The organism is Nonomuraea mesophila, assembly GCF_004352805.1.
Classification (GTDB): Bacteria; Actinomycetota; Actinomycetes; order Streptosporangiales; family Streptosporangiaceae; genus Nonomuraea; species Nonomuraea longispora.
The window spans coordinates 1-21,841 of the sequence record NZ_SMLD01000085.1; the positions used below are offsets into that span (position 1 = coordinate 1).

Here is a 21,841-nt window from a genome sequence, read left to right on the forward strand (position 1 = left end):
CCCTGCCCACTCGGCTGGTACGCCTGCCCACCCGCGAGCCCGGGCTGCCCGCCCGGGTGATGCGCCTGACCACCCGCGGGGCCCGGCTGCCCGCCTGGGTGGGCTGCCGGTCCGCCGTGGCCGCCCACCGGCGCCGGTTGGGTGCCCGCCTGCCCTCGGTAGGGACCCATCCGGTACGCCGCTTCCGCGGCACGCCGCGCCGACCCGGCTCCCATGGCCACCCCCACGGCGCCCATGCCGCCCACGCACACGGCGAGCGTCACGATGGCGAACCCGGCGCCCAGGGCAATGCCGACGATCACGGCGGCGACCATCCCCACCACGAACCCGACCAGCACCCCGATGGTCCCGCCACCGAACATCCTGGCGTAGCTCGCGCCGACGGGCGGGAACCCACCTGGCATGGTCGCGTCCATCGCCCTCCCTCCAGCGGTAGCCGGGCCGGCGCCGCGACCGGGTTCCTGCAGGGACCATGTTGCGGCGTCCTCGGCGAGCCCCCGCTCCCCGCTACCGCCCGTGGCCCTCTCCGCAGCACCGGCAACGGCCGGAGCGGCTGGGGTGTCCTGCACCGATCCCGGCTGCGGCCCTTCGACGTCCCCCTTCACCACGGCGCCCTCCACGAGGTCGGCCCCCGGCTCTGAACCGGCGTCCGGTCCCGGAGCGGACCCAGATCCCGATACAGACCCCGATACGAGCCCCGATCCGGATGCGGACCCCAATTCCGAGACGGACTCCGATCCCGATACGGGCCCCAATGCCGAGACAGGCCCCGATGCCGGTGCGGCCTCCGACGTGGTACCCGCCGTGCGAGGTGCCCGCGTGTCATCGGATGTCAGCCGTTCGTCCCCCGTGTGTGGTTCGTGTGGCAATGGCGTGTCCGCCATCGTCGTCCTCCCTGGTAGTTCGACGACCATCCGGCACCCCGGGCAGTCGTCGATGCGGATGGAACCCCCGTGCAGCTCGACGATCTCTTTCACGATGGACAGCCCCAGCCCCGCGCCCCCGCCGTCGACGGTGCGGCCCGCGTCCAGGCGGGAGAAGCGTTCGAAGACGCGTTCCCTGGCCGCCGCCGGGATGCCCGGCCCCGGGTCGGCGACGGCGAGCCGTACCGATTCGCCGTATTCCACGCCGGTGACGGTGACGACGCCGCCCGGCGGGCTGTGGCGTACGGCGTTGTCGAGAAGGTTGGACAGGACCTGGGCGAGCAGGTCGGGGTCGGCGCGCACCCCGAGCCAGGCTGGGACCGCCGACCGGACGGTGACGTCGTCGCGGGCCAGCGACGCCTCTCTGACCGCCTGCTCGGCGAGCCGTGCCAGCTCGACGGGTTCGGGTTCGATGAGGCGTACCCCGGAGTCGAGTCGCGACAGGTCGAGCAGCTGGGCGACGAGCCGTCCGAGGCGTTCGGTCTGGGCGAGCGCGGTCGACATGGTGACCGGGTCGGGCGCGGAGACGCCGTCCACGACGTTCTCGAGTACGGCGCGCAGCCCGGTGATGGGGGTGCGCAGTTCGTGGCTGACGTTCGCGACGAGCTCGCGCCGCTGCCGGTCGACCTCGCCGAGGTCGGCGGCCATCGCGTTGAACGCCCTGGCCAGCTCCCCCACCTCGTCGCGCGAGGTGGCGTTGACGCGCAGCGTGTAGCTGCCCTTGGCGATCGTCTGGGCGGCGCTGGCCATCTGGCGCAGCGGCTTGGTCATGCCCATGGCCAGCAGCTGCACCATGATCAACGCCAGGACGACGGCCACCGCGATGCGTACCTCACTGGACAGGCCGGAGGCGATGCCGACCTCGTTGACGACGAACGCCGTCCCCACGGCCAGCACGATCACGATGCCGAGCTTGACCTTGATCCGGCCCAGGAAGTCGAGCGGCCTCACTGCCGCACCAGCGCGTATCCGATGCCGTGGACGGTGCGGACCACGTCGGAGCCGAGCTTGCGGCGCAGCGCCCGTACGTGGCTGTCGACCGTCCTGGTGGCGGCGGCCTCGGAGAAGCCCCACACGTCGGACAGCAGCCGGTCGCGCTCGAAGACCTGTCCGGGCCGTTCGGCCAGGCGCCGCAGCAGGTCGAACTCCGTCCTGGTGAGCTGCGCCTCCGCCCCGCGCACGAACACCCTGCGGGCCGCGGTGTCGATCTCGACCTCGCCGATCCTGATCACGGTGTCCTCGACGGCGAGCTGGGAGGCCCGTTCTACCCTGCGCAGCAGCGCGTGGATCCTGGCGACCAGCTCGCGCATGCTGAACGGCTTGGCCAGGTAGTCGTCCGCGCCGACGCCGAGCCCGACGAGCACGTCGGTCTCGTCGCCGAGCGCGGTCAGCATGAGCACGGGCACCGGCCTGGCCGCCTGCATGCGGCGGCACACCTCCAGCCCGTCGAGGCCGGGCAGCAGCCGGTCGAGGATCACGAGGTCGGGCTCGGCCCTGCCGTACTGGATGAGCGCGTCCTGCCCGTCGCCCGCCACCCTGACGTCGAACCCCTCGGCCGCCAGTCTGTTCCTGACGGCCAGGGCGATCGTCACATCGTCCTCGACCACGAGGATGCGTCGCTGCTCTGCCACGTACGGAAGCCTAGAAGCGCCCTGTGCAGACGACACTGCTTGAATTGTGCATATCCGGTGCAGACTGGGCGAGTGAACACAGCCGCATACTTGCGCCGCCTCGGTCTGCCCGAGCTGCTCGGCGCTCCCGTCAGCGCCGAGAACCTGCGGGCACTGCACGTCGCCCATATCGAACGGGTCCCGTACGAGGTGCTGGAGATCTGGTTGGGCCGCCCCACCACCGTCGATCCCGCCGAGTCTGCCGATCGGGTGATCCGTGGCCGCGGCGGCTACTGCTACCACCTCAACGGCGCGTTCTCCGGGCTGCTCAGGGCGCTCGGCTACGACGTGACCCGGCATGTCGGCGGCGCGCAGTTGCGGGGCGGCGAGCCCGGCGTCACCGGCAACCATCTGGTGCTCACGGCGCACGGCCTGCCCTCGGACGGCAATCCGGGTGGGGAGTGGCTGGTCGACACAGGGCTGGGCGACGGCCTGCACGAGCCGCTCCCGCTGGTCGCCGGCTCCTACCGGCAGGGCCCTTTCACGTACGGGCTGCGCCCCTCCGAGGTGGCGCCCGGCGGCTGGCGGTTCGAGCACGATCCGAGTGGTTCGTTCGTAGGTATGGACTTTGGCCCAGCACCCACGGACATGTCGGCCTTCGTCAGCATGCATGACCATTTGACGACGTCGCCGACGTCCGGGTTCGTCCGGGTCGCTGTCGTCCAGCGGCGCGACGGCTCCGGTGTGGACGCCCTGCGCGGGCTCGAACTGCGCAGGGTGGGGACGGACGCGCACACGATCGTCCTGGACACGGCACGCGACTATTTCGCGGCCCTGGCCGACGTGTTCGCGCTGCCGCTCGACGACGTAAGCGCCGAGGAGAGGGAGAAGCTCTGGCGCAGGATCCACGACGCCCACGAGGCCTGGCTGGCGGGCGGTCCCGCATGATGGCCACGCGTGCGTACGGGCGCTATCGTGCACGTCGAGATGGGTGAGACCACCAGACTGGCCGGCCGCTACCGGCTGCTCAACCCCCTGGGCGCGGGGTCCGTGCTCCTGGCCTTCGACGAGACGCGCCACCGTGACGTCGCGGTCAGGCGGCTGCGGGTTCCCGCCGAGCTGCGTGACGCCGCGCTGCACGAGGCGCGACGGGCCACCACGCTGCGGCACGCCTCGATCGTGCGCGTGCTGGACGTCGTGATCGAGGACCGCACGCCGTGGCTGGTGATGGAGTTCGTCTCGGGCGCCTCGCTGGAGCAGGCCGTACGCGCGCGCGGGCCACTTCCCGCCCCGCAGGCCGCCCGGGTCGGGGTCTGTGTCCTGTCGGCGCTGGCCACCGCGCACGAGGCGGGCATCGTGCACGGCCGGGTCGATCCCGGCAACGTGCTGCTCACCACGACGGGCCGGGCGGTGCTCACGGGGTTCGGCTTTCCCAGCCTCAGCATGTTGCCGTCCGCCGACCTGTGGTCCATGGCCGCCACGCTGCATTTCGCGATCGAGGGCCGCCCGCCGGGCCAGATGCCCGCCGAGGGCGCCGACCCGCTCAGGTCCCTGGTCAGGGCGATGTTGCACCCGTCGGGGGCCCCGCCGATGGACGTGGTGCGCGAGACGCTCGATCGGCTGGCCGTGGACCGCCCGCTGGACGCGGTCATCGCGGCGTCGGGCCCGCTGCCGCCCGCGGGCGCCGCCGAGGTGGGCCTCGCCCTGCTCGACCGGCTGCTGGCCATCGGCGAGTTCCACGGCGGGGTGCAGCCGGGCAACGTCATGATCGACGGCAGCGGACGGGCGCGGCTCCTGCCGCTGCTGCGAGCGGGCACGCTGCCCGCCTACACCGCTCCCGAGGGCGCCCAGAGCCAGGAGGCCGACCTGTGGTCGCTGGGCGCGACGCTGTTCACCGCGGTCGAGGGTGCGCCCCCGGCCCCTGGCGCGCGGCTGGCCAGGGCGGACGCGCTGGCGCCCGTCCTGTTACGGTTGCTGTCGGGCCATCCGCAGGACCGCCCGACGCCTGACGAAGTCCGCTCCGAGCTCCTCTCGATCACGGCCCGGCAGGGCTGAGAACCGCTGAAAAAACCTGGGCAACGATTGCGATACATCGCGATCGGAACAACGACGGAGGCTTCACTCGTTGGACAGGCGACGCACAATGTGGAAGAGGCGGGGCGCGCGCTCCGCGTTCGGAGGATGTTGAGGATGTCGCCAGTCCAGAAGTACGCCATCGGCGCGGGCGCCGCGGTGCTGCTGTCCCTGATGATCTTCGGCACCGGCTTTGTCACCCTGCTGGTTGTCCTCGGCGTGGTCGCAGCTCCGGTGATCGGTTACCTGATGCTCGACCCGTCGCAGCGCGAGCGCCTCAAGAGGGCGCGCAAGCGCGGCATCGGCCGCTGAGCCCGCCCGGCGGAGGCCGCCTCAGGCCTCCGCCGCGGTCAGCGCCGTCTGCACCCGCTGGGTCACCCTGCGCTCGACGTAGAAGGACAGGAACGGCACCGTGCCGCCCAGCATCACGCCGAGCATGTACGGCCACGTCCAGCGTGCCTTCATGCCCAGATTCATCACGGCGACGAGATAGAGCATGTAGAGCCCGCCGTGGATCGGCGCGATGATCTTCGACATGGCCTCCTCGCCGAAGCCGTAACGCAGCACCATGCCGACGCACAACACCAGCAGCATGACGCCGACGACGTATGCCAGCACCCGGAAGGGCTTCAGAGCCGATTCCACGATTTAACCTTCCAGAGCCATCTCAGGGGACTTGCCACGTTCCCGATCCGCTCGTACGGCGTCGCGTACGAAGTGGAACCACATGAAAACGGCGAATCCGGCAAAGATCCACCAGTTCGCCGCGTAAGCGAGGTTACGCCAGGTCAGCGTGCCGCCGACCACGGGCGGGTCGACCTTCACCTGCGTCAGCGAGCCCGACGGCGGCTGCGCCACGACATAGCCGGCGCGCACCTTCTGCCCCGTCCACAGGTTGACCAGCTCGCCCGTCGACACGGTCTGCACCTGGCCGGCAGGCAGCCCCTCGCCGCGGCGCTGCACGCTGTCGGTGCCCTGCTGGGGGCGCAGCCGCCCCGAGACCGCGACCCGGCCCTCCGGCACCGCGGCCACTGCCGGGTCGCCCGAGGTCTTCACCCAGCCGCGCACCACCGGCATCAGCGTGCCGTCGTCGAGCCGGAGCGGCGTGAGCACCCAGTAGCCCTGGTCGCGGGAGACGTTGCCCCCGGGGGCGTCGACGTCGGGCCGCCGGTCGGCCACGAGGAGCTGGCGGTCGGCGTCATAGACGCCCTCCGCCGTGACCCTGCGGCTGACGGCCTCGCCGCCGAGCTGGGAGCTCACCTGGGCGAGCGCGGTGACCGCGACGGGCGCGGGGTCGGTGGAGGCGCGCGGCCTGCCCGAGTCGTGGAAGACGCCGAGCTGCCAGCGGCCGAGCAGGATGAACGCGATGAGGACCCCGACGGTCAGCGCGTGCAGCCCCAGCAAGCGTGGGGAGAGCAGGGTCCTCAGCATGGTTCAAAACTATCCGCCGGGTGGGGTGGTCCCCTAATCAGGCCACGCTTGCGACAGGGTGCACTTCACCCCTACTGATCCCGCCAAACGCCGCAAACGACACAGGCGCTCACGCTAGGCTGCTGCTCATGTCTGACCAGCATATCGACCCGGCGGGCAACACCCAGCAGTTCCGCGCGTTCGCACAGCGACGTGAGCAGGAAGCCGCGACCCCGCCGAAGAAGTCGCCCATCCTCCCCATCGTTGCCGTCGTCGTCGCGGTCGTGATCGTCGGCGTCGTCGCCTTCCTCCTGCTCCAGTAGGCATCCGACCAGGACGACCCGCCGCGGAGGCCGTGGCGGGTTTTCGTCATTCCTGTGGCCTGTTCACCCTGGACCCGATCGACACCCGTCCTTACATTGGACGTAAAGTCCAATAGGTACGCCGTGGAGGTTCGATGGCGGGGATCGTGATCATCGGCGCCGGCCTCGCCGGCGTCTGCATGGCCATCAAGCTCAAGGCCGCCGGCCATCACGACTTCGTCATCCTGGAGAAGGCCGGCGACCTGGGCGGCACCTGGCGCGACAACAGCTATCCGGGATGCGCGTGCGACGTGCCGTCGCACATGTACTCGTACTCGTTCGACCTCAATCCCGGCTGGTCGCGGATGTTCGCGCCGCAGCGGGAGATCCACGACTATCTGCGGTCGTGCGCGGACAGGCACGGCGTGACCCCGCACATCCGGTACGGCAGGCACGTCACCGCCCTCGAGTACGACGACATCCGCCGCGACTGGACGGTCACCACCGACGACGGCGGCACGCTGCGCGCGAACGCCGTGATCTCCGCGATCGGCGCCCTACACCTCCCCAAATACCCCGAAATTTCGGGACGCGAGTCGTTTGTCGGTCCGGCCATGCACTCGGCCGCCTGGGACCACTCCGTCGACCTGACCGGCAAGCGGGTCGCCGTCATCGGCACCGGCGCCTCCGCCGTCCAGTTCGTCCCCCGGCTCGCCCCCATCACCCGCGAGCTCACCGTCTTCCAGCGCACGGCCCCGTGGCTGCACCCCAAACTTGACTTCGCCATCCCGCCCCGGGCGCGCCACGTCCTGCGCCTGCCCGGTGCGGCGAGGGCGCTGCGCACCGCCCTCTACTGGGCCCTGGAGTCACGCGCGCTCGGCTTCGCCGTCGACCCGCGCCTGATGAAGACACACGAGAAGCTGGCGCTCAAGCACCTGCACGCCCAGGTCCCCGACCGCGACCTGCGCCGCCGGCTCACCCCCGACTACCTCATCGGCTGCAAGCGCATCCTGATCTCCAGCGACTACTACCCGGCCCTGATGAGGGACGACGTCAAGCTGGTCACCGACGAGATCACGGAGATCAGGCCGCACTCGCTCGTGGACGCTGCGGGCCGCGAACACCCCGCCGACGCGATCGTCTACGGCACCGGCTTCCGCGTGCTCGACGCGCTCGCCGAGCAGCACATCGTCGGCAGGGGCGGCATGAAGATCCAGGACGCCTGGCAGCACGGCATCCAGACCTACTACGGCATCACCACCGCCGGCTTCCCCAACCTGTTCTTCCTGCTCGGCCCCAACACCGGCCTCGGGCACCACTCGGTGGCCTTCATGATCGAGGCGCAGGTCCGCTACGTGATCGGCTGCCTGCGCCTGCTGTCCAGAACCCGCGCCAGGGCCCTCGACGTCAGGCCGGAGGCGCAGCGGGCGTTCGACCGGCGGCTGCGCGAACGGCTCGACCCGCTCGTGTGGAACGCGGGCGGCTGCCGGTCGTGGTACCTGGACGAACACGGAGTCAACAGGACGATCTGGCCGGGCTTCACCTTCGAGTACTGGGCACGTACCCGGAAGGTGAAACCCGGCGCCTACGAGCTCATCTTCTAGCCGGATCGACGACCATCGCGCTGCCGCCGCCTCTGCGGGTCGGCTCGGCCACGGCCTGGACGCGGCCCCTGCCGAGGAACTCCAGCGCCGTCGCGGCGCCGATCTCCGGATTGAGCGCGAACGTGTGCCCCTTGGCCTCCAGCTCGGCGCGGTGCTCGTCCAGGAACGCCTGCTCGGCCTGCGTCTGCTCGGTGTTGCGCTGGGTGGCGCGCGGCGCGGCCAGCGCGTCCGGCAGGTTCATGCCGAACTCGTACCGGTTGACGAGGATCTGCAGCACCGTCGTGATGATGGTCGAGCCGCCCGGCGAGCCGGCCGCCAGCACCGGCCTGCCGTGGTCGAACACCAGCGTCGGCGCCATCGACGAACGCGGCCGCTTGCCGGGGCCCGGCAGGTTCGGGTCGCCCGGCGCCGGGCCGAACGTGAAGTCGGTCAGCTCGTTGTTGAGCAGCACGCCCCGCCCCGGCACCACGATGCCGTTGCCGCCGGTGGACTCGATGGTCAGGTTGTAGGCCACCACGTTGCCCCAGCGGTCGGCGACCACCAGGTGAGTGGTCTCGGGGCCCTCCTTCGCGACCGGCGTGGCGCTGCCCGTGGGCCGCGGGCACCGCTCGTACGAGCCGTCGGGGTCGCCGGGCGGGGCCGGGTGCGCCATCGCCGTGTCGCCGATCTGGCAGGCCCGTTCCTTGGCGAAGCCGTCGGACAACAACTGCCTGAGCGGCACGCGGGGGATGTCGCCGACGTACGCGCCGCGGTCGGCGAAGGCCAGCCTGGACGCCTCCAGGTATTCGTGCAGGCCGGCCTCGGGCACGGCCTCCAGGATGTTGAGCGCCTCCCCGACCGTGGAGCCGCCCGAGGACGGCGGGGCCATGCCGTACACGTCCATGCCCCGGTAGGAGACCTTCGTGGGCTCGCGCAGGAGCGCCCGGTAGGCGCGCAGGTCGGACAGCTCCATCAGGCCGGGCCGGACGTTGCGGGTGCTGCCCGGGGTGACCGGCGGCCGTTTGACGGTGGCCACGATCTCCTTGCCGAGCTGCCCGCCGTACAACCAGCGGGGGCCGCGCCTGGCCAGCTCACGGTACGTGGCCGCGAGGTCCGGGTTCCTGAAGGTCGAGCCGACGGGCGGCGGAGCGCCGTCCGGGAGGTACAGCTCGGCCGTGGAGGTGAAGTCCTTGAAGCGGTCGGCGTTGGCGGCGGTCTGGTCGTGGAAGGTCTGGTCGACGACGAAGCCCCTGGACGCCACGTCGATGGCGGGCCGCAGCGCCTTGGCGAGCGACATCGTGCCGAATCTCCGCAGGGCGAGGTCCCAGTTCGCGACCGTGCCCGGCACGCCGGCGGACAGGCCGCTGGTGACGGCCTCCTCGAACGGGATGCCCTCCAGCGTGGTCGCGGTCATCGCCCTGGGCGCGGTCTCGCGGCCGTCGATCGTGAAGACCTTCCGCTTCCCGGCGTCGTAGTAGACCATGAAACCCCCGCCGGCCAGGCCCGACGAGTACGGCTCCGTGACGCCGAGCACCGCACCCGCGGCGACGGCGGCGTCCATGGCGTTGCCGCCCTTCCTGAGCACGGAGACGGCGGCCTTGCTGGCGTCGAGGTCGACGGTGGCCACGGCGCCGCCGTACCCCTCCGCGACCGGCACCTTCTGCGAGGGATGGGCCGGCGCGGGCGCCGCCGGCACGAGCAGGACGAGAGCTGTTGCTGCGGGAACGATCACTCGGCGCATGGTGTCCACGATGACCCAGGTACGCCCGTCGCGGTAGGGCCCCCTCACACACAGGGATGATGCGCTGGTCGAAGCGTTGATCTAGCGTGGGTGACGTGCGCGGGAAGTACGGATTCGACCCCTACCTCGCCCTCATCGTGGCCGCCGCCCAGGTCGTCATCGGCAGGGGCGCCTCCTGGGGGCAGCAGGACTTCAGGGAGCCGCTCGACCCCTACGCCTTCGGGCTGCTGCTGGTGGGGCCGCTGGCGATCCTGCTGCACCGGCGTTTCCCGCTGGCCACGACCGCCGCGGCGCTGGCCGCCAACGACCTGTTCCTGGTCGGCGGGTACGCCTACGGCCCCAGCTTCGTCAGCCCGGCGGTGCTGCTGTTCCTGCTGGTCACGCGGGGCAGGCGGCTGATCGCCTGGATCATGGCGGGGGCGACGCTGGTGTCGTTCCTCGCCTACGCCTGGCTGATGGGCAACCGCGGCCTCCTCCACAGCGTGTGGATCCTGACCTTCATCATGCTGCTCATGGTGCTGGCCGAGCTGGTCAGGATCGTCAGGGAACGCCGCGCCGAACGCGAGCGCACGGCCGAGGAGGAGGCCAGGCGGCAGGCCAGCGAGGAGCGCCTGACCATGGCGCAGGAGCTGCACGACGTGCTCGCGCACAACATCTCCCTCATCCACGTCCAGGCCTCCACCGCGCTGCACCTCATCGACGCCAACCCCGAGCAGGCGAGGACCGCGCTGTCCACCATCAAGACGGCGTCGAAGGAGGTGCTCGGCGAGATGCGCTCGGTGCTGAACGTCCTGCGCGAGGGCGCCCCACGTGCCCCCACCGCCGGGCTCGACCGCCTCGACGACCTGGTGGAGCGCTCAGGGGTGCACGTGACCCTCAAGCGCGTCGGCTCCCGCCCGCTGCCGTCCCAGGTGGAGCGGGCCGCGTACCGGATCGTGCAGGAGTCGCTCACCAACGCCGCCCGGCACGCCCCCGGCTCCGACGTCACCGTCCGCCTGGAATACGGCGAGCACGAACTGCTCCTCACGGTGTCCGACACGGGCGGGACGGACGTGCCCCTGCTCGCCGAGGCCGGCAGCGGCAACGGAATCCCCGGCATGCGGGAACGGGCCTCCGCACTGGGCGGCACACTGGTGGCGGTCCCGTCAGGCGCCGGCTTCAAGGTCGAGGCCCGGCTCCCCCTACCCGAGGAGACCAAATGATCAAGGTGCTGCTGGCCGACGACCAGGCGCTGGTGCGCGCGGGCTTCAAGGCGCTGCTCGACGCCCAGCCCGACATGACCGTGGTGGCCGAGGCGACCGACGGCGCCGAAGCGGTGCGGCTGGCGGGCGAGCACCAGCCCGACGTGGTGCTGATGGACATCCGCATGCCGGGCACCGACGGGCTGACCGCCACCCGCCAGATGCCGCCGGGCCCGCACATCATCATCCTGACGACGTTCGAGCTGGACGAGTACGTCTTCGAGGCGCTGCGCGGCGGCGCCAGCGGCTTCCTCGTCAAGGACACCGAGCCGGCCGAGCTGATCCAGGCCGTCCGGGTGGTCGCGGCCGGGGAGGCCCTGCTGTCGCCCAGCGTCACCCGCCGGCTGATCGCCGAATACGCCACCCGCGCCAAGGCCCCGATCGCCGTCGACGGCCTCGACCAGCTCACGGAGCGCGAGCGGGAGGTGCTCGCCCTGGTCGGGACGGGCATGACCAACGACGAGATCGCAGCCAAGCTGTTCATGTCGCCGGCCACGGCCAAGACGCACGTGAGCCGGGCCATGATGAAACTCCACGCCCGCGACCGCGCCCAGCTGGTGGTCATCGCGTACGAGTCGGGCCTGGTGAAGCCGGGCTGGGCCTGAGCGGCTAACCAAAATCCAGTTAGGCTAACTCGGTTTTGGCAACGCGGACCTCGCAAGGGCCATCCGCCTTTCAAGCTCATCCTCTGCGGCTCGGCGATCTCCATCATGTCCTCCCTGCTCGCGGGTGATCAGGCGTTGCGCGGCAGGGCGGTTCTCGATCTGCGCATCGGCCGGTTCCGATTCCGAGACGCCGCGAAATACTGGGAAACCGACCCTCGGACCGCCTTTCTCATCGACGCGGTGCTGGGAGGCGCGCCGGGCTACCGCGACATCGTCGGCGATCCGCCGGAACCTGGCGCGGAAGGGCTTTTCCACTGGCTGGAGCGGACCATACTCAACCCGTCACACGTTCTGTTCACCGAACCCGACTACCTCCTCGCGGAGGACCCTCGCATCCGTGACCGCGCCATCTACAACGCGATCTGGTGGGCGGTCGCCATGGGAGCGACCTCTCCCACCCAGATCGGCGGCCTGGTCGGCATGGACGCCAAAGCGCTGACATACCACCTGAACGTCATGAGGGACGGCGGCTTCCTCCGGCACGAGCAGGACCTCCTACGGCAGCGCCGTCCGACGATCACCATCGCCGACCCGACAGTGAGATTCCACCACCTGATCGTCCAGCCGAACATCAGCGCTCTGGAGATGCGGCAGGCCCGCGTCGTGTGGGAGCGCTCGCGCACGACCTTCTCCGACAAGATTCTCGGACCGCATTTCGAGGAGGCCGCGCGCACGTGGGTGCGATGGCACGGCGACGAGGTGGGCCTGGACGACATCGGCCACGTCGGCACGACGGAGGTCGCCTGCCCGGAACACCGCGGTCACGAGGTGGACGTCATGGCCGTCAGCCGTGCGACGCTCCCCCGGTCGAAAAGCGCGCGCATCACCCTCATCGGCGAGGCCAAGTGCACCAACAAAACCCGTACAACGGCCGACCTCCACAGGTTGCGGCACATACGCGACCTGCTCGTGTCGCTCGGCTGGAACGCCGGAGACGCCTCATTTGTGCTCTTCTCGAGGAACGGATTCTCGTCCGACCTCGAGACGGCCGGCGCGGAGGGGCAGGTGCGCCTGCTGGACCTCGAGAGCATGTACGCGTCGAGCTGACCCGCCGCGGGCGTCGGCCTTTCAAGCGGTGAACCAGGTGGACACCGCGGCGGCCAGGCCCGCCGTGCCCGCCCAGGCCACGTAGCCGTCGGGGCGGATCAGGAGAGCGTCGGCGGGCGGGTCGTCGCAGCGCGCCCTGACCAGGTCGATCCCCGCATCGTCGAGCACACTGAAGCCCCCGCCCGAGCCCCCGTCTGGCCCTTCGTTTGAACCGTCGCCCAGGTCGAGGAGGACGGGGCGGCCCGACCGCATCAGCTCGGCCACCCGGCGGCCGTCGTCCAGGGTCAGGTCGGGAACGAAACGGCCGGTCAGCGGGTGGTCGCCCGGCCCGTAGCGGGCGCCGGCGTCGTGCAGCAGCCCGGCCAGGTGGCGGGCCGGCTGCTCGAAGGCGAACACCTCGGCGAGCAGTTCGCGCAGCGCGGCGCCGTACTCGCCGTCCGCGCGGTCGATCGCCGCCTGCGCGCGGGTCTGCAGGAGCGTACGGTCGCCGACCGGCCGCCGTTCGGCCTCGTACGTGTCGAGCAGCCCGGCGGGCGCCCGGCCGCGCAGCGCGGCGGCCAGCTTCCAGCCGAGGTTGACCGCGTCCGTCATGCCGACGTTGAGCGCCGACCCGCCCGCGGGGAACAGGTGGGCGGCGTCCCCCGCCAGGAAGACGCGGCCGGCGCGGTAGCGTCCGGCCAGCCTGGCCTGCGTGGCCGTGCTGGACATCCAGATGGGCTCGCCGAGCGGCACGTCCCGGCCCAGCACGCGGCGTACGGCGGCGCGGAAGTCCTCCAGCGTCACGGCGCCGTCGGGGAGCCCGCCGCGCTCGCGCACGCCGGCGACGAGCACACCGTCGTGGAGCGAGGTGAGCAGCACGCGGCCGTGCGGCGTACGGTTCCAGCCCGGTTGCAGGCCCTCACCCTCCAGCGAGTCGAACACCTTCATGTCGGCCTTGAAGTGGCCGATCGTCAGCCCTTCCTCGTCGGTGGTGCCGGGGAAGGCGATCCCGGCCTGTTCGCGTACGAGGCTGCGGGCGCCGTCGCAGCCGACCGCGTACCGCGCCCTGACGGGCCCGGCGCCGGCGACGTCGAGCGTCACTCCTTCCTCGTCCTGCGAGAGCGACAGCACCTCGCGCCCCCGCCTGATCTCGACCCCGAGTTCGCGCGCCCGCTCGGCGAGCAGCCGTTCCAGGCGCGGCTGCTGGATGAGCAGCAACCGCAGCGCGGCGTCGCCGAGCCCGTCGAAGCGCAGGGGCACCTCCCCGAACGGGAAGCCCGGCGCCCGGCCCGCGAAGGGGCTGCCCTCGCTGAAACGTTCCAGCAGCCCCCGGTGGTCGAGTAAGTCGACGATCTGGCCGGCGAGCCCGTTGGCCTTGGGCAGTTCGCTCGGCGCGGTCCTCTTCTCCAGCACGATCGGGCGGGCTCCCGCCAGGCTCAGCTCGCACGCGAGCATCAGCCCCACGGGTCCCGCCCCCACGATCAACACTTCTTCCATGGCTGTCAGGCTAGATTGACAAAAGTTCGCGTGTCAAGCTAGCCTGACAGCGTGGACGTCACAGAGTTGTCCGAACGGATCAGGGCCGGCGACCCGGCGATGGGCCTGCGGGCGGTCGGCGCGCTGCACCGGCTGGCCGAGCAGGTCGAGGCGACGTCGGTGGCGCTGGCCAGGGAGCAGGGCTGGACCTGGGAGCAGATCGGCGACGCGCTCGGCATGTCGCGGCAGTCGGTGCACGCCAAATACGGGAAGTGAGGCCGGCGATGTTCGGCAGGCAGAAGAGCACGGTCACAGTGATCATCAAGTCCGCGTTCGAGGAGGCGCGGCTGCGCGGCGACCGGCGGATGGGCACCGAGCACCTCCTGCTCGGGCTCCTCCACCACGCCGAGTCCGCGCGCAGACTCGGCGTCGACACGGCCGCCGCCCGCGCGGCGCTCGACGAGCTCGACCGGGCGGCCCTGCGCATGCTGGGCCTGGAGGTCGGCGACGTGCCCAAGACGCCGCGCAAACACCCGCGGGTCCCCGACACGGCGCTCACCTCCAGCGCCCGCGCCGTGCTCAACCGGGCCGTCAAGGCCACGACGACGAAGACGAGAGAGGCCGAGATGCCCCGGCATCTCGCACTCGGCCTGCTGGGGCTCACGCGTCCCGATCCCGCCGCACAGGTCATCGACCAGCTCGGGATCGACCGCGCGGCGGCGCGCGGCCGACTCGCGTGACGAAAATCGCTTGAACGCGAAGTTCGGCTGCTGACAGGGTCGGAGCATGCGGCGCACGTACGACGACCTCGTCCAGGAGGCGGCCGACGTCTCCGTGGACGGCTGGGACTTCTCCTGGCTCGACGGCCGGGCCACCGAGGAGCGCCCGTCATGGGGCTACGCCAGGCTGCTCGGCGAGCGTCTGGCCACGGTCGGGTCCACGCTCGACATCCAGACGGGCGGCGGCGAGATCCTGGCCGGGGTCCCCACGCTGCCGCCGGTCACCGTGGCCACCGAGTCGTGGCCGCCCAACCTCGCGCTGGCCGCCTCGCGGCTGCGCCCGCGCGGCGCCTGGGTGGTGGCCGACGACCAGGAGCCGCGCCTGCCGTTCGCGAGCGGCGCCTTCGAGCTCGTGACCAGCCGCCATCCCGTCGAGACGTGGTGGGAGGAGATCGCCCGCGTGCTGCGGCCCGGCGGCTCCTACCTCTCCCAGCAGGTGGGTCCGAGGAGCGTGTACGCGCTCGCGGAGGTCTTCCTCGGCCCGCTCCACGGTTCAGCCCGCGACCCCGGGGAGGCCGTGCGGGAGGCCGAGGCCGCCGGGCTGGAGGTGGTCGACCTGCGGTCCGAGCGGTTGCGCATGGAGTTCCGCGACATCGGCGCGGTGGTCTACTTCCTGCGCAAGGTCATCTGGATCGTGCCGGGCTTCACGGTCGAGCGCTACCACGACAGGTTGCGCGCGTTGCACGACCGCATCGAGAACGAAGGGCCGTTCGTGGCCCACTCCGCCAGGTTCCTGATCGAAGCGAGGAAACCCGATGGCCAGACTGCGTGACGTGGTGGTCGACTGCCGGCATCCGGCCTCCCTGGCAAGGTTCTGGGCGGCGGTGCTCGACGGCTACGCGGTGGCCCCCTACGACGAGGCCGAGCTCGCGCGGCTGCGCGCCCACGGGATCGACGACCCGGAGGACGACCCGACGGTGCTGGTCGAGGGCGGGCCGCCACGGCTGTGGTTCCAGCACGTGCCGGAGCACAAGGTGGTCAAGAACCGCGTCCACCTCGACGTCGACTCCGACGACCCCGACGCGGAGATCGCCCGCCTCACCGAGCTGGGCGCCACGGTGGTGGCCACCCGCGACGACTGGGTGATCATGGCCGACCCCGAGGGCAACGAGTTCTGCGTCTTCTGACCGGCTCGCGGGACGAGGTGCGGCCCCGCGCCTACGCCGGCGGGCGTACGCGGGCCCGGGCCGAGCACTCCCCCGGGCGCAGCGCGAACCGGACCTGACGTGCGATTCGCCGCACGGCCTCTTGGCGGATGCTGAAGGCAACCGTCAAGGAGGAGACATGAACACCATCGCACTGCTGGCGCCGCACTGGGGCGGCTCGGGCGCGTTCTGGCCGATCTTCCCGCTGTTCTGGGGCCTGTTCTGGGTCGGCGTCGTGGCGCTGGCCATCATCGCCCGGCGCAAGGGCTGGTGGGGTCCCCGCCAGGCCCACCCCGCAGGGCCCCCGGGACACGCCGGGCACGCCGGACCCGCCAGGCCCGCAGGTTCGCCGACCGCGTCCGCGGAGCAGATCCTCGCCGAGCGGTACGCCCGCGGAGAGATGAGCGACGACGAGTACTTCGAGAAGCTCTCCGTTCTCAAGGGCGGGGCATCATGACGTGTCCCCCGGCCTGAACACCGCTCACCCGGTCTTGCGCGGGCCGCACCCCGACGTCACCGTAGGTGCGGAAACTGTCACTCGCCGCATGCGGAACGCCGGGTTACGTTGCGTGTACGGGCATCGTAGAGAGCGGGGACGAACATGCGCTTCATCGCCAGGTTCCGCGGCACGTGCGACGGCCACACCGCGCCGGCCCGCTGAGCGTGAGCGCCGCCGCCCTGCTCGCCGGTGGGGTCGCCGCCGGGCTCGTGGCCGGCACCGCCTCGTGCACCGCGGCACAGGGCGGGCTGCTCATGGGGCTGACCGACGGCCACCACGGGCGTGATCGCGCGCTCGTGGCCTGGTTCCTCGCCGGCCGGCTGGCCTCCCACACGGTCGCCGGCGCGCTGCTGGGGCTGCTCGGCTCGGCCGTCGCCCTGCCACCGCAGGCGCGGGCCGTGCTGCTCGTCGTGGCCGGCGTCACGGTGATCGTGTTCGCGATCCGGCTCATGCGGCGCGGGCACGCCGGCTGCGCCCCGCCGCCATCGCAGGCTCCTTCGAGGTACAGGGCGCCGCTGCTGGGCGCGGCCACCGTTCTGGTGCCGTGCGGCGTGACGCTCGGCGTGGAACTGGTCGCGGTCTCCAGCGGGTCGCCGGTGGCGGGGGCGGCGGCCATGGCGGGATTCGTCATCGGTACGGCTCCGGCGTTCGCGCTGCTCGGCTACGTGCTGCGGCGCGTCTCCCGCACCCGGCTGGCCAGGCTGGCCGGGGTCGTCGCCATCGCCGCCGGGCTCTGGACCGCCGCCTCCGGGATCAGCCTCGGAGGCTGGCTGCCCTCCCCCGACCCCGCGCAGGCGGTCACCGGGCCGGGAGGACAGAGCGTCACGGTCTGGGCCACCCGCGACGGCTACCGCCCTGCCATCGTGTCGGCCCGGGCGGGCGTGCCCGTCGAGGTCGTCTTCAAGGTGGCCGAGCACGGCTGCACGGACACCGTCGTGATCGACGGCCGCGACGTCGCCCTGCCGGCCACCGTACGCCTGCCGCCACAACCACCGGGAAGCCTGCGCTACGTCTGCGGGATGGGCATGTACGCCGGGATCCTCACCTTCTCCGCACCCGGGCACTGATCATCGTCGCTGCTTCAGTCCAGGATGCTGAGCCCCCAGGGGTACCTCGGGTCGCCCACCTCGTCGCAGGCCCATGCGATCGCGCCTTGAGCACCCACGTACGCCGTCCCCGCGTCGCGGCACTCCTGCCAGGTCATGTAGTAGCCCTCGCACCACCACACGGCTCGCGATGCGGACCCGGCCGGCGCCCTTCCGTCGCAGGCCTTCGCGATGGCGGTTCCGGGAAAGGCCAGGCACAGCCCGGTCGCAGTCACGACAGTAGCGAGGAGGCCCGTGACAGTTCTCTTGCGCATCATCGTCTTTCTCTCCTTCGGTTGTGCTCCCGCGTCGATCTCCAGGAGCGAGCGGCGTTACTCTGTGCGATCTTCATCGTCATGCGCCTGGACGGACCGGGCCAGGCCAGCATGAGGACATGCAGCGGACATCGCGGAGCTGGAGCGGAAACTGCCGCACGGGACCGCCTCCCTGGAGCACTTGTCGGCGATTACGGTTCGCGATCGCGTGATCACGTGCCACTCTGTCGCCATGGCCTGGCAAGGAGAGGTGACGGCGCCGTCCGTACCGGCGCCACGTGTGGGGGACGAGCACGAGCTGCTGGCTGCGGCGCGTGCGGGCGACGCGCAGGCCGCGCACCGGCTCGGCAAGCTCTACGCCCAGCACGGTGACCGCGCGGCCGCCAAGCACTGGTGGGAGCGGGCCGCCGCGGACGGCAACGTCGACAGCGCCTACAACCTGGGCATCTGGCACGAGAAGCACGGCAGCCTGGAGGAGGCCGTCGCCTGGTACGAGCGGGCCGCGAGCACCGGCGACGCCGAGGCCGCGGCCAACCTGGCGACGCTGCTGCTCGAACAGCGCGGCGACGCCGTGGCCGCCAGGTGCTGGTTCGAGGCGGCGGCGCGCAACGGGTCACGGGCGGCGGCCCGCAGGCTGGCCCTGCTGTGCGAGGACTCGGGTGAGCTGGCGGCGGCCCGCGAATGGCACCGCCAGGCGGCGGCCGACGGCGACGTCGCCTCGGCGCACGACCTGGGTTTCCTCGCCTATTCCGCGGGCGACGACGGGGAGACCGTGCACTGGTGGGAGCGCGGGGCGAGGGGCGGCCACGCCGAGTCGGCCCACTGCATGGGTCTCTACCTGCACGCCAGCCGCGACCCCGAGGGCGCCGAGGCCTACTACCGGCTGGCCGCCACGTGCGAGCACGCCGGCGCCGCCTCCCGGCTCGGCGGTCTCGCGCTGTCCAGGGGCGACCTGCGTACGGCGCGGGCCTGGTTCGAGCGCGCGGCCGGCGCCGGGCGGGTGGAGGACCAGCGGATGGCGGGGTTCGTCTGCGTGGAGCTGGGCGACAGCGCGGCGGCCAGCCACTGGTTCGGCCGGGCGGCCGCCGGCGGCGACCCCGAGTCGGCCTACGACTACGCGCTGCTGCTCATCGCCGAGTTCGGCGACCTGGCGGGCGGGCAACACTGGTTCAGGCAGGCGGCGCTGGCCGGGCACCACGCGGCGGCGGTCGAGCTGGGCGGGCTGCTGTCGGTGGCGGGAGAGCACGGCGAGGCGCGCGAGTGGCTGTCGGACCCGCCGCCGCCGGCCTGGGGCCGCTCGGCCGAGCCGGAGCTGACGGCGAGGGCGGAGCTGGCCGCCGCCGCGACCGGGCGCAGGGGCGGCGTGGCGCTGGACGTACGGGACCTGACGGAGGTGCTGGGCACGTGGGACGTGGTGACCCGGCCGCTGCACGACCATTCCGAGGTGATCGGGTGGCTGGTGGAGCGGAGCGGGGTGCACGTGAGCGCGGTCGAGCATCTGGCGTCGGTACGCGGCACGCTGCTGCGTCCGGGCAGCGCCCCGTGGCCGAGCCCGGGAGAGCTCCGGCACGTGCTGGCCACCGCCCGTGACCTGCGCCGGCGGCTGGGGGTGCGCTGACCGGCCGAGTGGCCGGTTGCCCAGCGCAGGCCGAGCGTGGGCCGGGGTGCGGTGGTCAGTGCCGGCCGAGCGTGGGCCAGAAGGCGGTGATCAGCGCTGGCCGAGGTGGAACTGGTGGCCTTCGTCGTCCTTGAAGACGGCCGACCAGCCCCACGGCTGGTGCTGCGGCTCCTGGACGAACTCGACGCCGCGCGCCACGAGTTCCTCGTGCGTCCTGACGATGTCGTCGACCTGGAACAGCACATAGTGGGGCATGTCCTTGACCGGTGCGGGCCAGTCGGGGGCGGCCTTGATGAGGACAAGCCGGGCGCCACCGCCGGGCGGCTCGACCTCGATCCAGCGGTCGTCGCCGTAAGGCATGTCGGTGGTGACCGTGAACCCCAGCTTGCCGGTCCAGAAGTCGACCGCGCGCTGCTGGTCGTCGACGTAGAGGGTGACCTGGCTGACGGCGAGCGTCATCGTACCTCCCATGATTATATCCATGACGGATATAACCAGAATGGTGCTATCGTGTCAATCATGCTCACCGCCGCCGGGTTCCACGTGCTTCTTGCCCTGGCCTGCGGCCGCGGGCATGGCTACGCGGTGATGCGGTTCGTCGAGGAGATCAGCGGCGGCGCGGTCAAGCTGGGGCCCGGCACGCTCTACCGGACCATCAACCGGCTGGTGGCCGACGGGCTGGTGGAGGAGTCCGACGCCGGAGACCCGGACGCGCCCCACGACGCCAGAAGGCGCTACTACCAACTGACCCCGCACGGTGAGCGGGCCGCACGGGACGAGGCCGAGCTGATGACCCGCCTGGTGACGGCCGCGAGAGAGGCAGGCCTGATCACATGACGTCGCTACGACCGCAGGGGTTGTGCCCGCATCTGTTCGTGCGCGACACGGAGGCGGCGATCGGGTTCTACCGGGAGGGCCTGGGCGCGGTCGAGGTGTTCCGCAACACGCTGCCCGACGGGACGATCCTCTTCGTCGAGCTCCAGCTCGGCGCCGGCCGGCTGCTGGTCAGCGAGGAGACACCCGCCCTCGGCGCACTTGCCCCGCCGACGCTGGGCGGCAGCCCCGTGCTGGTCCTGTTGGAGGTCGAGGACCCCGACGCGGTGGCCGAGCGGGCGATCAGCGCGGGAGCCGAGGTGGAGATGCCGGTGGACGAGATGTTCTGGGGCGAGCGGTACGGCGTGCTGCGCGACCCCTTCGGTCACCGCTGGGCCGTGACGACCGCCAGGGAGCAGCTCACCCCCGAGGAGATCGTGCGCGGCACGACGTACCGCGTGGACGGCTAGACGAACTCGGTCATCGGGGTGTACGCGAGCCCGAGCGCCTCGGCGACCGGCTGGTTCGTGAGCGAGCCGTCGTGCGTGTTGAGCCCGCCCGCGAGCCCGCCGTCGGCCTTGACGGCCTCCCGCCAGCCCATGTTCGCCAGCTTGACCGCGTACGGGAGGGTCGCGTTGGTGAGGGCGTAGGTGGAGGTGTTGGCGACGGAGCCCGGCATGTTGGCCACGCAGTAGAAGACCGAGTCGTGCACCGTGTACGTCGGGTCGGCATGCGTGGTCGGCCGCGAGTCCTCGAAGCAGCCGCCCTGGTCGATGGCGATGTCGACGAGCACGGAGCCCGGCTTCATGCGCGACACGAGGTCGTTGGAGACCAGGGTGGGGGCCTTGGCGCCCGGGATCAGCACCGCGCCGATGACGAGGTCGGCCTGCGGGACCTCCCGCTCGATCGTGTACGACGTCGAGACCAGCGTCTTGAGCCGGCCCTGGTAGACGGCGTCGATGGAGCGCAGCCGGTCGAGGTTGGTGTCGAGCACGGTCACGTCCGCGCCCATGCCGACGGCGATCTGCGCGGCGTTCAGCCCCGACACGCCGCCGCCGATCACGACGACCTTGGCGGGCGCCACCCCGGGCACGCCGCCCGGCAGCACGCCGCGTCCGCCGTTGGAGCGCATCAGGTTGTACGCGCCCACCTGCGGCGCGAGGCGGCCCGCGACCTCCGACATCGGGGCGAGCAGCGGCAGCGCCCCGCCGACCTGCACCGTCTCGTACGCGATGCCGGTGGTCCTCGCCCTGAGCAGGGCGTCGGTGCACGGGCGGGAGGCGGCCAGGTGCAGGTACGTGAACAGCACCAGCCCTTCCCGCAGCCGGTGGTACTCCTCGGCGATCGGCTCCTTCACCTTGAGCACCAGGCTCGCCTCGCCCCACACCGCGTCGGCGCTGTCGACGATCTTGGCGCCCGCCGCCAGGTATTCCTCGTCGGTGATGGACGAGCCCAGGCCCGCGCCCCGCTGCACGGTGACGTCGTGGCCGTTGCGCACCAGTTCGTGCACGCCGGCGGGGGTCGCCGCGACCCGGTATTCGTGGTTCTTGACCTCGGCGGGAACGCCGATCTTCATG

The 21,841-nt window shown here is 71.7% G+C and carries 26 protein-coding genes; 17 read left to right on the forward strand and 9 right to left on the reverse strand.

Annotation, left to right across the window (positions count from 1 at the left end; translation table 11 throughout):
* Together E1295_RS51155 and E1295_RS27775 are read right to left on the reverse strand one after the other, a co-directional pair.
* Positions 1–1,874 (reverse strand): sensor histidine kinase (locus E1295_RS51155; protein WP_246080421.1); only part of this gene is annotated, 1,874 nt, incomplete at its 3' end.
* Entirely contained in the window at positions 1,871–2,554 is a 684-nt protein-coding gene (locus E1295_RS27775; protein ID WP_181958050.1) for a response regulator transcription factor, read from the reverse strand. The genes E1295_RS27775 and E1295_RS51155, both read right to left, overlap by 4 nt.
* Before the next feature lie 72 nt (positions 2,555–2,626).
* Here E1295_RS27775 and E1295_RS27780 point away from each other — a divergent pair, with 72 nt between their 5' ends.
* From E1295_RS27780 to E1295_RS27790, 3 genes are all read left to right on the forward strand, one after another.
* Positions 2,627–3,481 (forward strand): arylamine N-acetyltransferase family protein, encoded by an 855-nt coding sequence (locus E1295_RS27780; protein ID WP_132634238.1) that lies wholly within the window; start codon positions 2,627–2,629, stop codon positions 3,479–3,481.
* Between the two features lie 9 nt (positions 3,482–3,490).
* Positions 3,491–4,588 carry a protein kinase domain-containing protein gene (locus tag E1295_RS27785; protein WP_132634240.1) on the forward strand — a complete coding sequence of 366 codons (1,098 nt, stop codon included), beginning with the start codon at positions 3,491–3,493 and terminating at the stop codon, positions 4,586–4,588.
* Between the two features lie 135 nt (positions 4,589–4,723).
* On the forward strand, positions 4,724–4,918 hold the full coding sequence (locus tag E1295_RS27790) for a hypothetical protein (protein ID WP_132340063.1): 195 nt from the start codon (positions 4,724–4,726) through the stop codon (positions 4,916–4,918).
* A 21-nt stretch (positions 4,919–4,939) separates the two neighbouring features.
* On the opposite strand, the gene E1295_RS27795 is transcribed toward E1295_RS27790, so the two are convergent.
* A complete protein-coding gene (locus E1295_RS27795) occupies positions 4,940–5,251 on the reverse strand; it encodes a DUF3817 domain-containing protein (RefSeq protein ID WP_132634242.1) in 312 nt (103 codons plus the stop codon).
* Positions 5,252–5,254: 3 nt separating this feature from the next.
* Complete coding sequence (locus E1295_RS27800) at positions 5,255–6,037, reverse strand: SURF1 family protein (RefSeq protein ID WP_166427442.1); 783 nt, start codon at positions 6,035–6,037, stop codon at positions 5,255–5,257.
* Positions 6,038–6,165: 128 nt separating this feature from the next.
* Here E1295_RS27800 and E1295_RS49010 point away from each other — a divergent pair, with 128 nt between their 5' ends.
* Both E1295_RS49010 and E1295_RS27805 read left to right on the forward strand, forming a co-directional pair.
* Entirely contained in the window at positions 6,166–6,339 is a 174-nt protein-coding gene (locus E1295_RS49010; RefSeq protein WP_166427443.1) for a hypothetical protein, read from the forward strand.
* A 134-nt stretch (positions 6,340–6,473) separates the two neighbouring features.
* Positions 6,474–7,922, forward strand: coding sequence for a flavin-containing monooxygenase (locus tag E1295_RS27805; RefSeq protein WP_132634244.1), 1,449 nt, complete (start codon positions 6,474–6,476; stop codon positions 7,920–7,922).
* Here the strand turns inward: E1295_RS27805 and ggt are convergent.
* Entirely contained in the window at positions 7,912–9,690 is a 1,779-nt protein-coding gene (ggt, locus tag E1295_RS27810; protein ID WP_246080423.1) for a gamma-glutamyltransferase, read from the reverse strand. The two genes, E1295_RS27805 and ggt, sit on opposite strands and share 11 nt — an antisense overlap.
* 47 nt (positions 9,691–9,737) lie before the next feature.
* Here ggt and E1295_RS27815 point away from each other — a divergent pair, with 47 nt between their 5' ends.
* The 3 genes from E1295_RS27815 (at position 9,738) to E1295_RS27825 (ending at position 12,595) form a co-directional block, all read left to right on the forward strand.
* Entirely contained in the window at positions 9,738–10,844 is a 1,107-nt protein-coding gene (locus tag E1295_RS27815; protein ID WP_132634246.1) for a sensor histidine kinase, read from the forward strand.
* A complete protein-coding gene (locus tag E1295_RS27820) occupies positions 10,841–11,488 on the forward strand; it encodes a response regulator transcription factor (protein ID WP_132634248.1) in 648 nt (215 codons plus the stop codon). The genes E1295_RS27815 and E1295_RS27820 overlap by 4 nt, the downstream gene beginning before the upstream one ends.
* A gap of 105 nt (positions 11,489–11,593) precedes the next feature.
* On the forward strand, positions 11,594–12,595 hold the full coding sequence (locus E1295_RS27825; protein WP_132634250.1) for an ATP-binding protein: 1,002 nt from the start codon (positions 11,594–11,596) through the stop codon (positions 12,593–12,595).
* A 21-nt stretch (positions 12,596–12,616) separates the two neighbouring features.
* Here E1295_RS27825 and E1295_RS27830 read toward each other — a convergent pair whose 3' ends face one another.
* Positions 12,617–14,071, reverse strand: a complete 1,455-nt coding sequence (locus E1295_RS27830; RefSeq protein WP_132634252.1) for an FAD-dependent monooxygenase — start codon at positions 14,069–14,071, stop codon at positions 12,617–12,619.
* Positions 14,072–14,122: 51 nt separating this feature from the next.
* Here E1295_RS27830 and E1295_RS27835 point away from each other — a divergent pair, with 51 nt between their 5' ends.
* The 6 genes from E1295_RS27835 (at position 14,123) to E1295_RS27860 (ending at position 17,540) form a co-directional block, all read left to right on the forward strand.
* The gene (locus tag E1295_RS27835; RefSeq protein ID WP_165974823.1) at positions 14,123–14,326 is read left to right on the forward strand and encodes a helix-turn-helix domain-containing protein; all 204 of its coding nucleotides are present in this window, start codon (positions 14,123–14,125) and stop codon (positions 14,324–14,326) included.
* An 8-nt stretch (positions 14,327–14,334) separates the two neighbouring features.
* Positions 14,335–14,790: a Clp protease N-terminal domain-containing protein gene (locus E1295_RS27840; protein WP_132634254.1), complete on the forward strand. Its 456-nt coding sequence runs from the start codon at positions 14,335–14,337 to the stop codon at positions 14,788–14,790.
* 46 nt (positions 14,791–14,836) lie between these two features.
* A complete protein-coding gene (locus E1295_RS27845; protein ID WP_132634256.1) occupies positions 14,837–15,601 on the forward strand; it encodes a class I SAM-dependent methyltransferase in 765 nt (254 codons plus the stop codon).
* Positions 15,585–15,956, forward strand: coding sequence for a VOC family protein (locus E1295_RS27850; RefSeq protein ID WP_132634258.1), 372 nt, complete (start codon positions 15,585–15,587; stop codon positions 15,954–15,956). Before E1295_RS27845 ends, E1295_RS27850 begins: the two co-directional genes overlap by 17 nt.
* 157 nt (positions 15,957–16,113) lie before the next feature.
* A complete protein-coding gene (locus tag E1295_RS27855; protein WP_132634260.1) occupies positions 16,114–16,431 on the forward strand; it encodes an SHOCT domain-containing protein in 318 nt (105 codons plus the stop codon).
* A gap of 173 nt (positions 16,432–16,604) precedes the next feature.
* Positions 16,605–17,540 (forward strand): sulfite exporter TauE/SafE family protein, encoded by a 936-nt coding sequence (locus E1295_RS27860; RefSeq protein ID WP_166427444.1) that lies wholly within the window; start codon positions 16,605–16,607, stop codon positions 17,538–17,540.
* A 14-nt stretch (positions 17,541–17,554) separates the two neighbouring features.
* Here the strand turns inward: E1295_RS27860 and E1295_RS49015 are convergent, their stop codons facing one another.
* Entirely contained in the window at positions 17,555–17,794 is a 240-nt protein-coding gene (locus E1295_RS49015) for a hypothetical protein (RefSeq protein ID WP_166427445.1), read from the reverse strand.
* Between the two features lie 271 nt (positions 17,795–18,065).
* Here E1295_RS49015 and E1295_RS27870 point away from each other — a divergent pair, with 271 nt between their 5' ends.
* Positions 18,066–19,451 carry a tetratricopeptide repeat protein gene (locus E1295_RS27870; protein ID WP_132634266.1) on the forward strand — a complete coding sequence of 462 codons (1,386 nt, stop codon included), beginning with the start codon at positions 18,066–18,068 and terminating at the stop codon, positions 19,449–19,451.
* 90 nt (positions 19,452–19,541) lie between these two features.
* On the opposite strand, the gene E1295_RS27875 is transcribed toward E1295_RS27870, so the two are convergent.
* Complete coding sequence (locus E1295_RS27875; protein ID WP_220448915.1) at positions 19,542–19,922, reverse strand: VOC family protein; 381 nt, start codon at positions 19,920–19,922, stop codon at positions 19,542–19,544.
* Positions 19,923–19,970: 48 nt separating this feature from the next.
* Between E1295_RS27875 and E1295_RS27880 the strand changes: the two genes are divergently transcribed.
* Together E1295_RS27880 and E1295_RS27885 are read left to right on the forward strand one after the other, a co-directional pair.
* The gene (locus tag E1295_RS27880) at positions 19,971–20,288 is read left to right on the forward strand and encodes a PadR family transcriptional regulator (protein ID WP_132634302.1); all 318 of its coding nucleotides are present in this window, start codon (positions 19,971–19,973) and stop codon (positions 20,286–20,288) included.
* A complete protein-coding gene (locus E1295_RS27885; RefSeq protein ID WP_132634267.1) occupies positions 20,285–20,734 on the forward strand; it encodes a VOC family protein in 450 nt (149 codons plus the stop codon). The genes E1295_RS27880 and E1295_RS27885 overlap by 4 nt, the downstream gene beginning before the upstream one ends.
* Here the strand turns inward: E1295_RS27885 and ald are convergent.
* The gene (gene ald / locus E1295_RS27890) at positions 20,731–21,840 is read right to left on the reverse strand and encodes an alanine dehydrogenase (RefSeq protein WP_132634268.1); all 1,110 of its coding nucleotides are present in this window, start codon (positions 21,838–21,840) and stop codon (positions 20,731–20,733) included. The genes E1295_RS27885 and ald overlap by 4 nt on opposite strands.
* Between the last annotated feature and the right edge of the window lies 1 nt (position 21,841).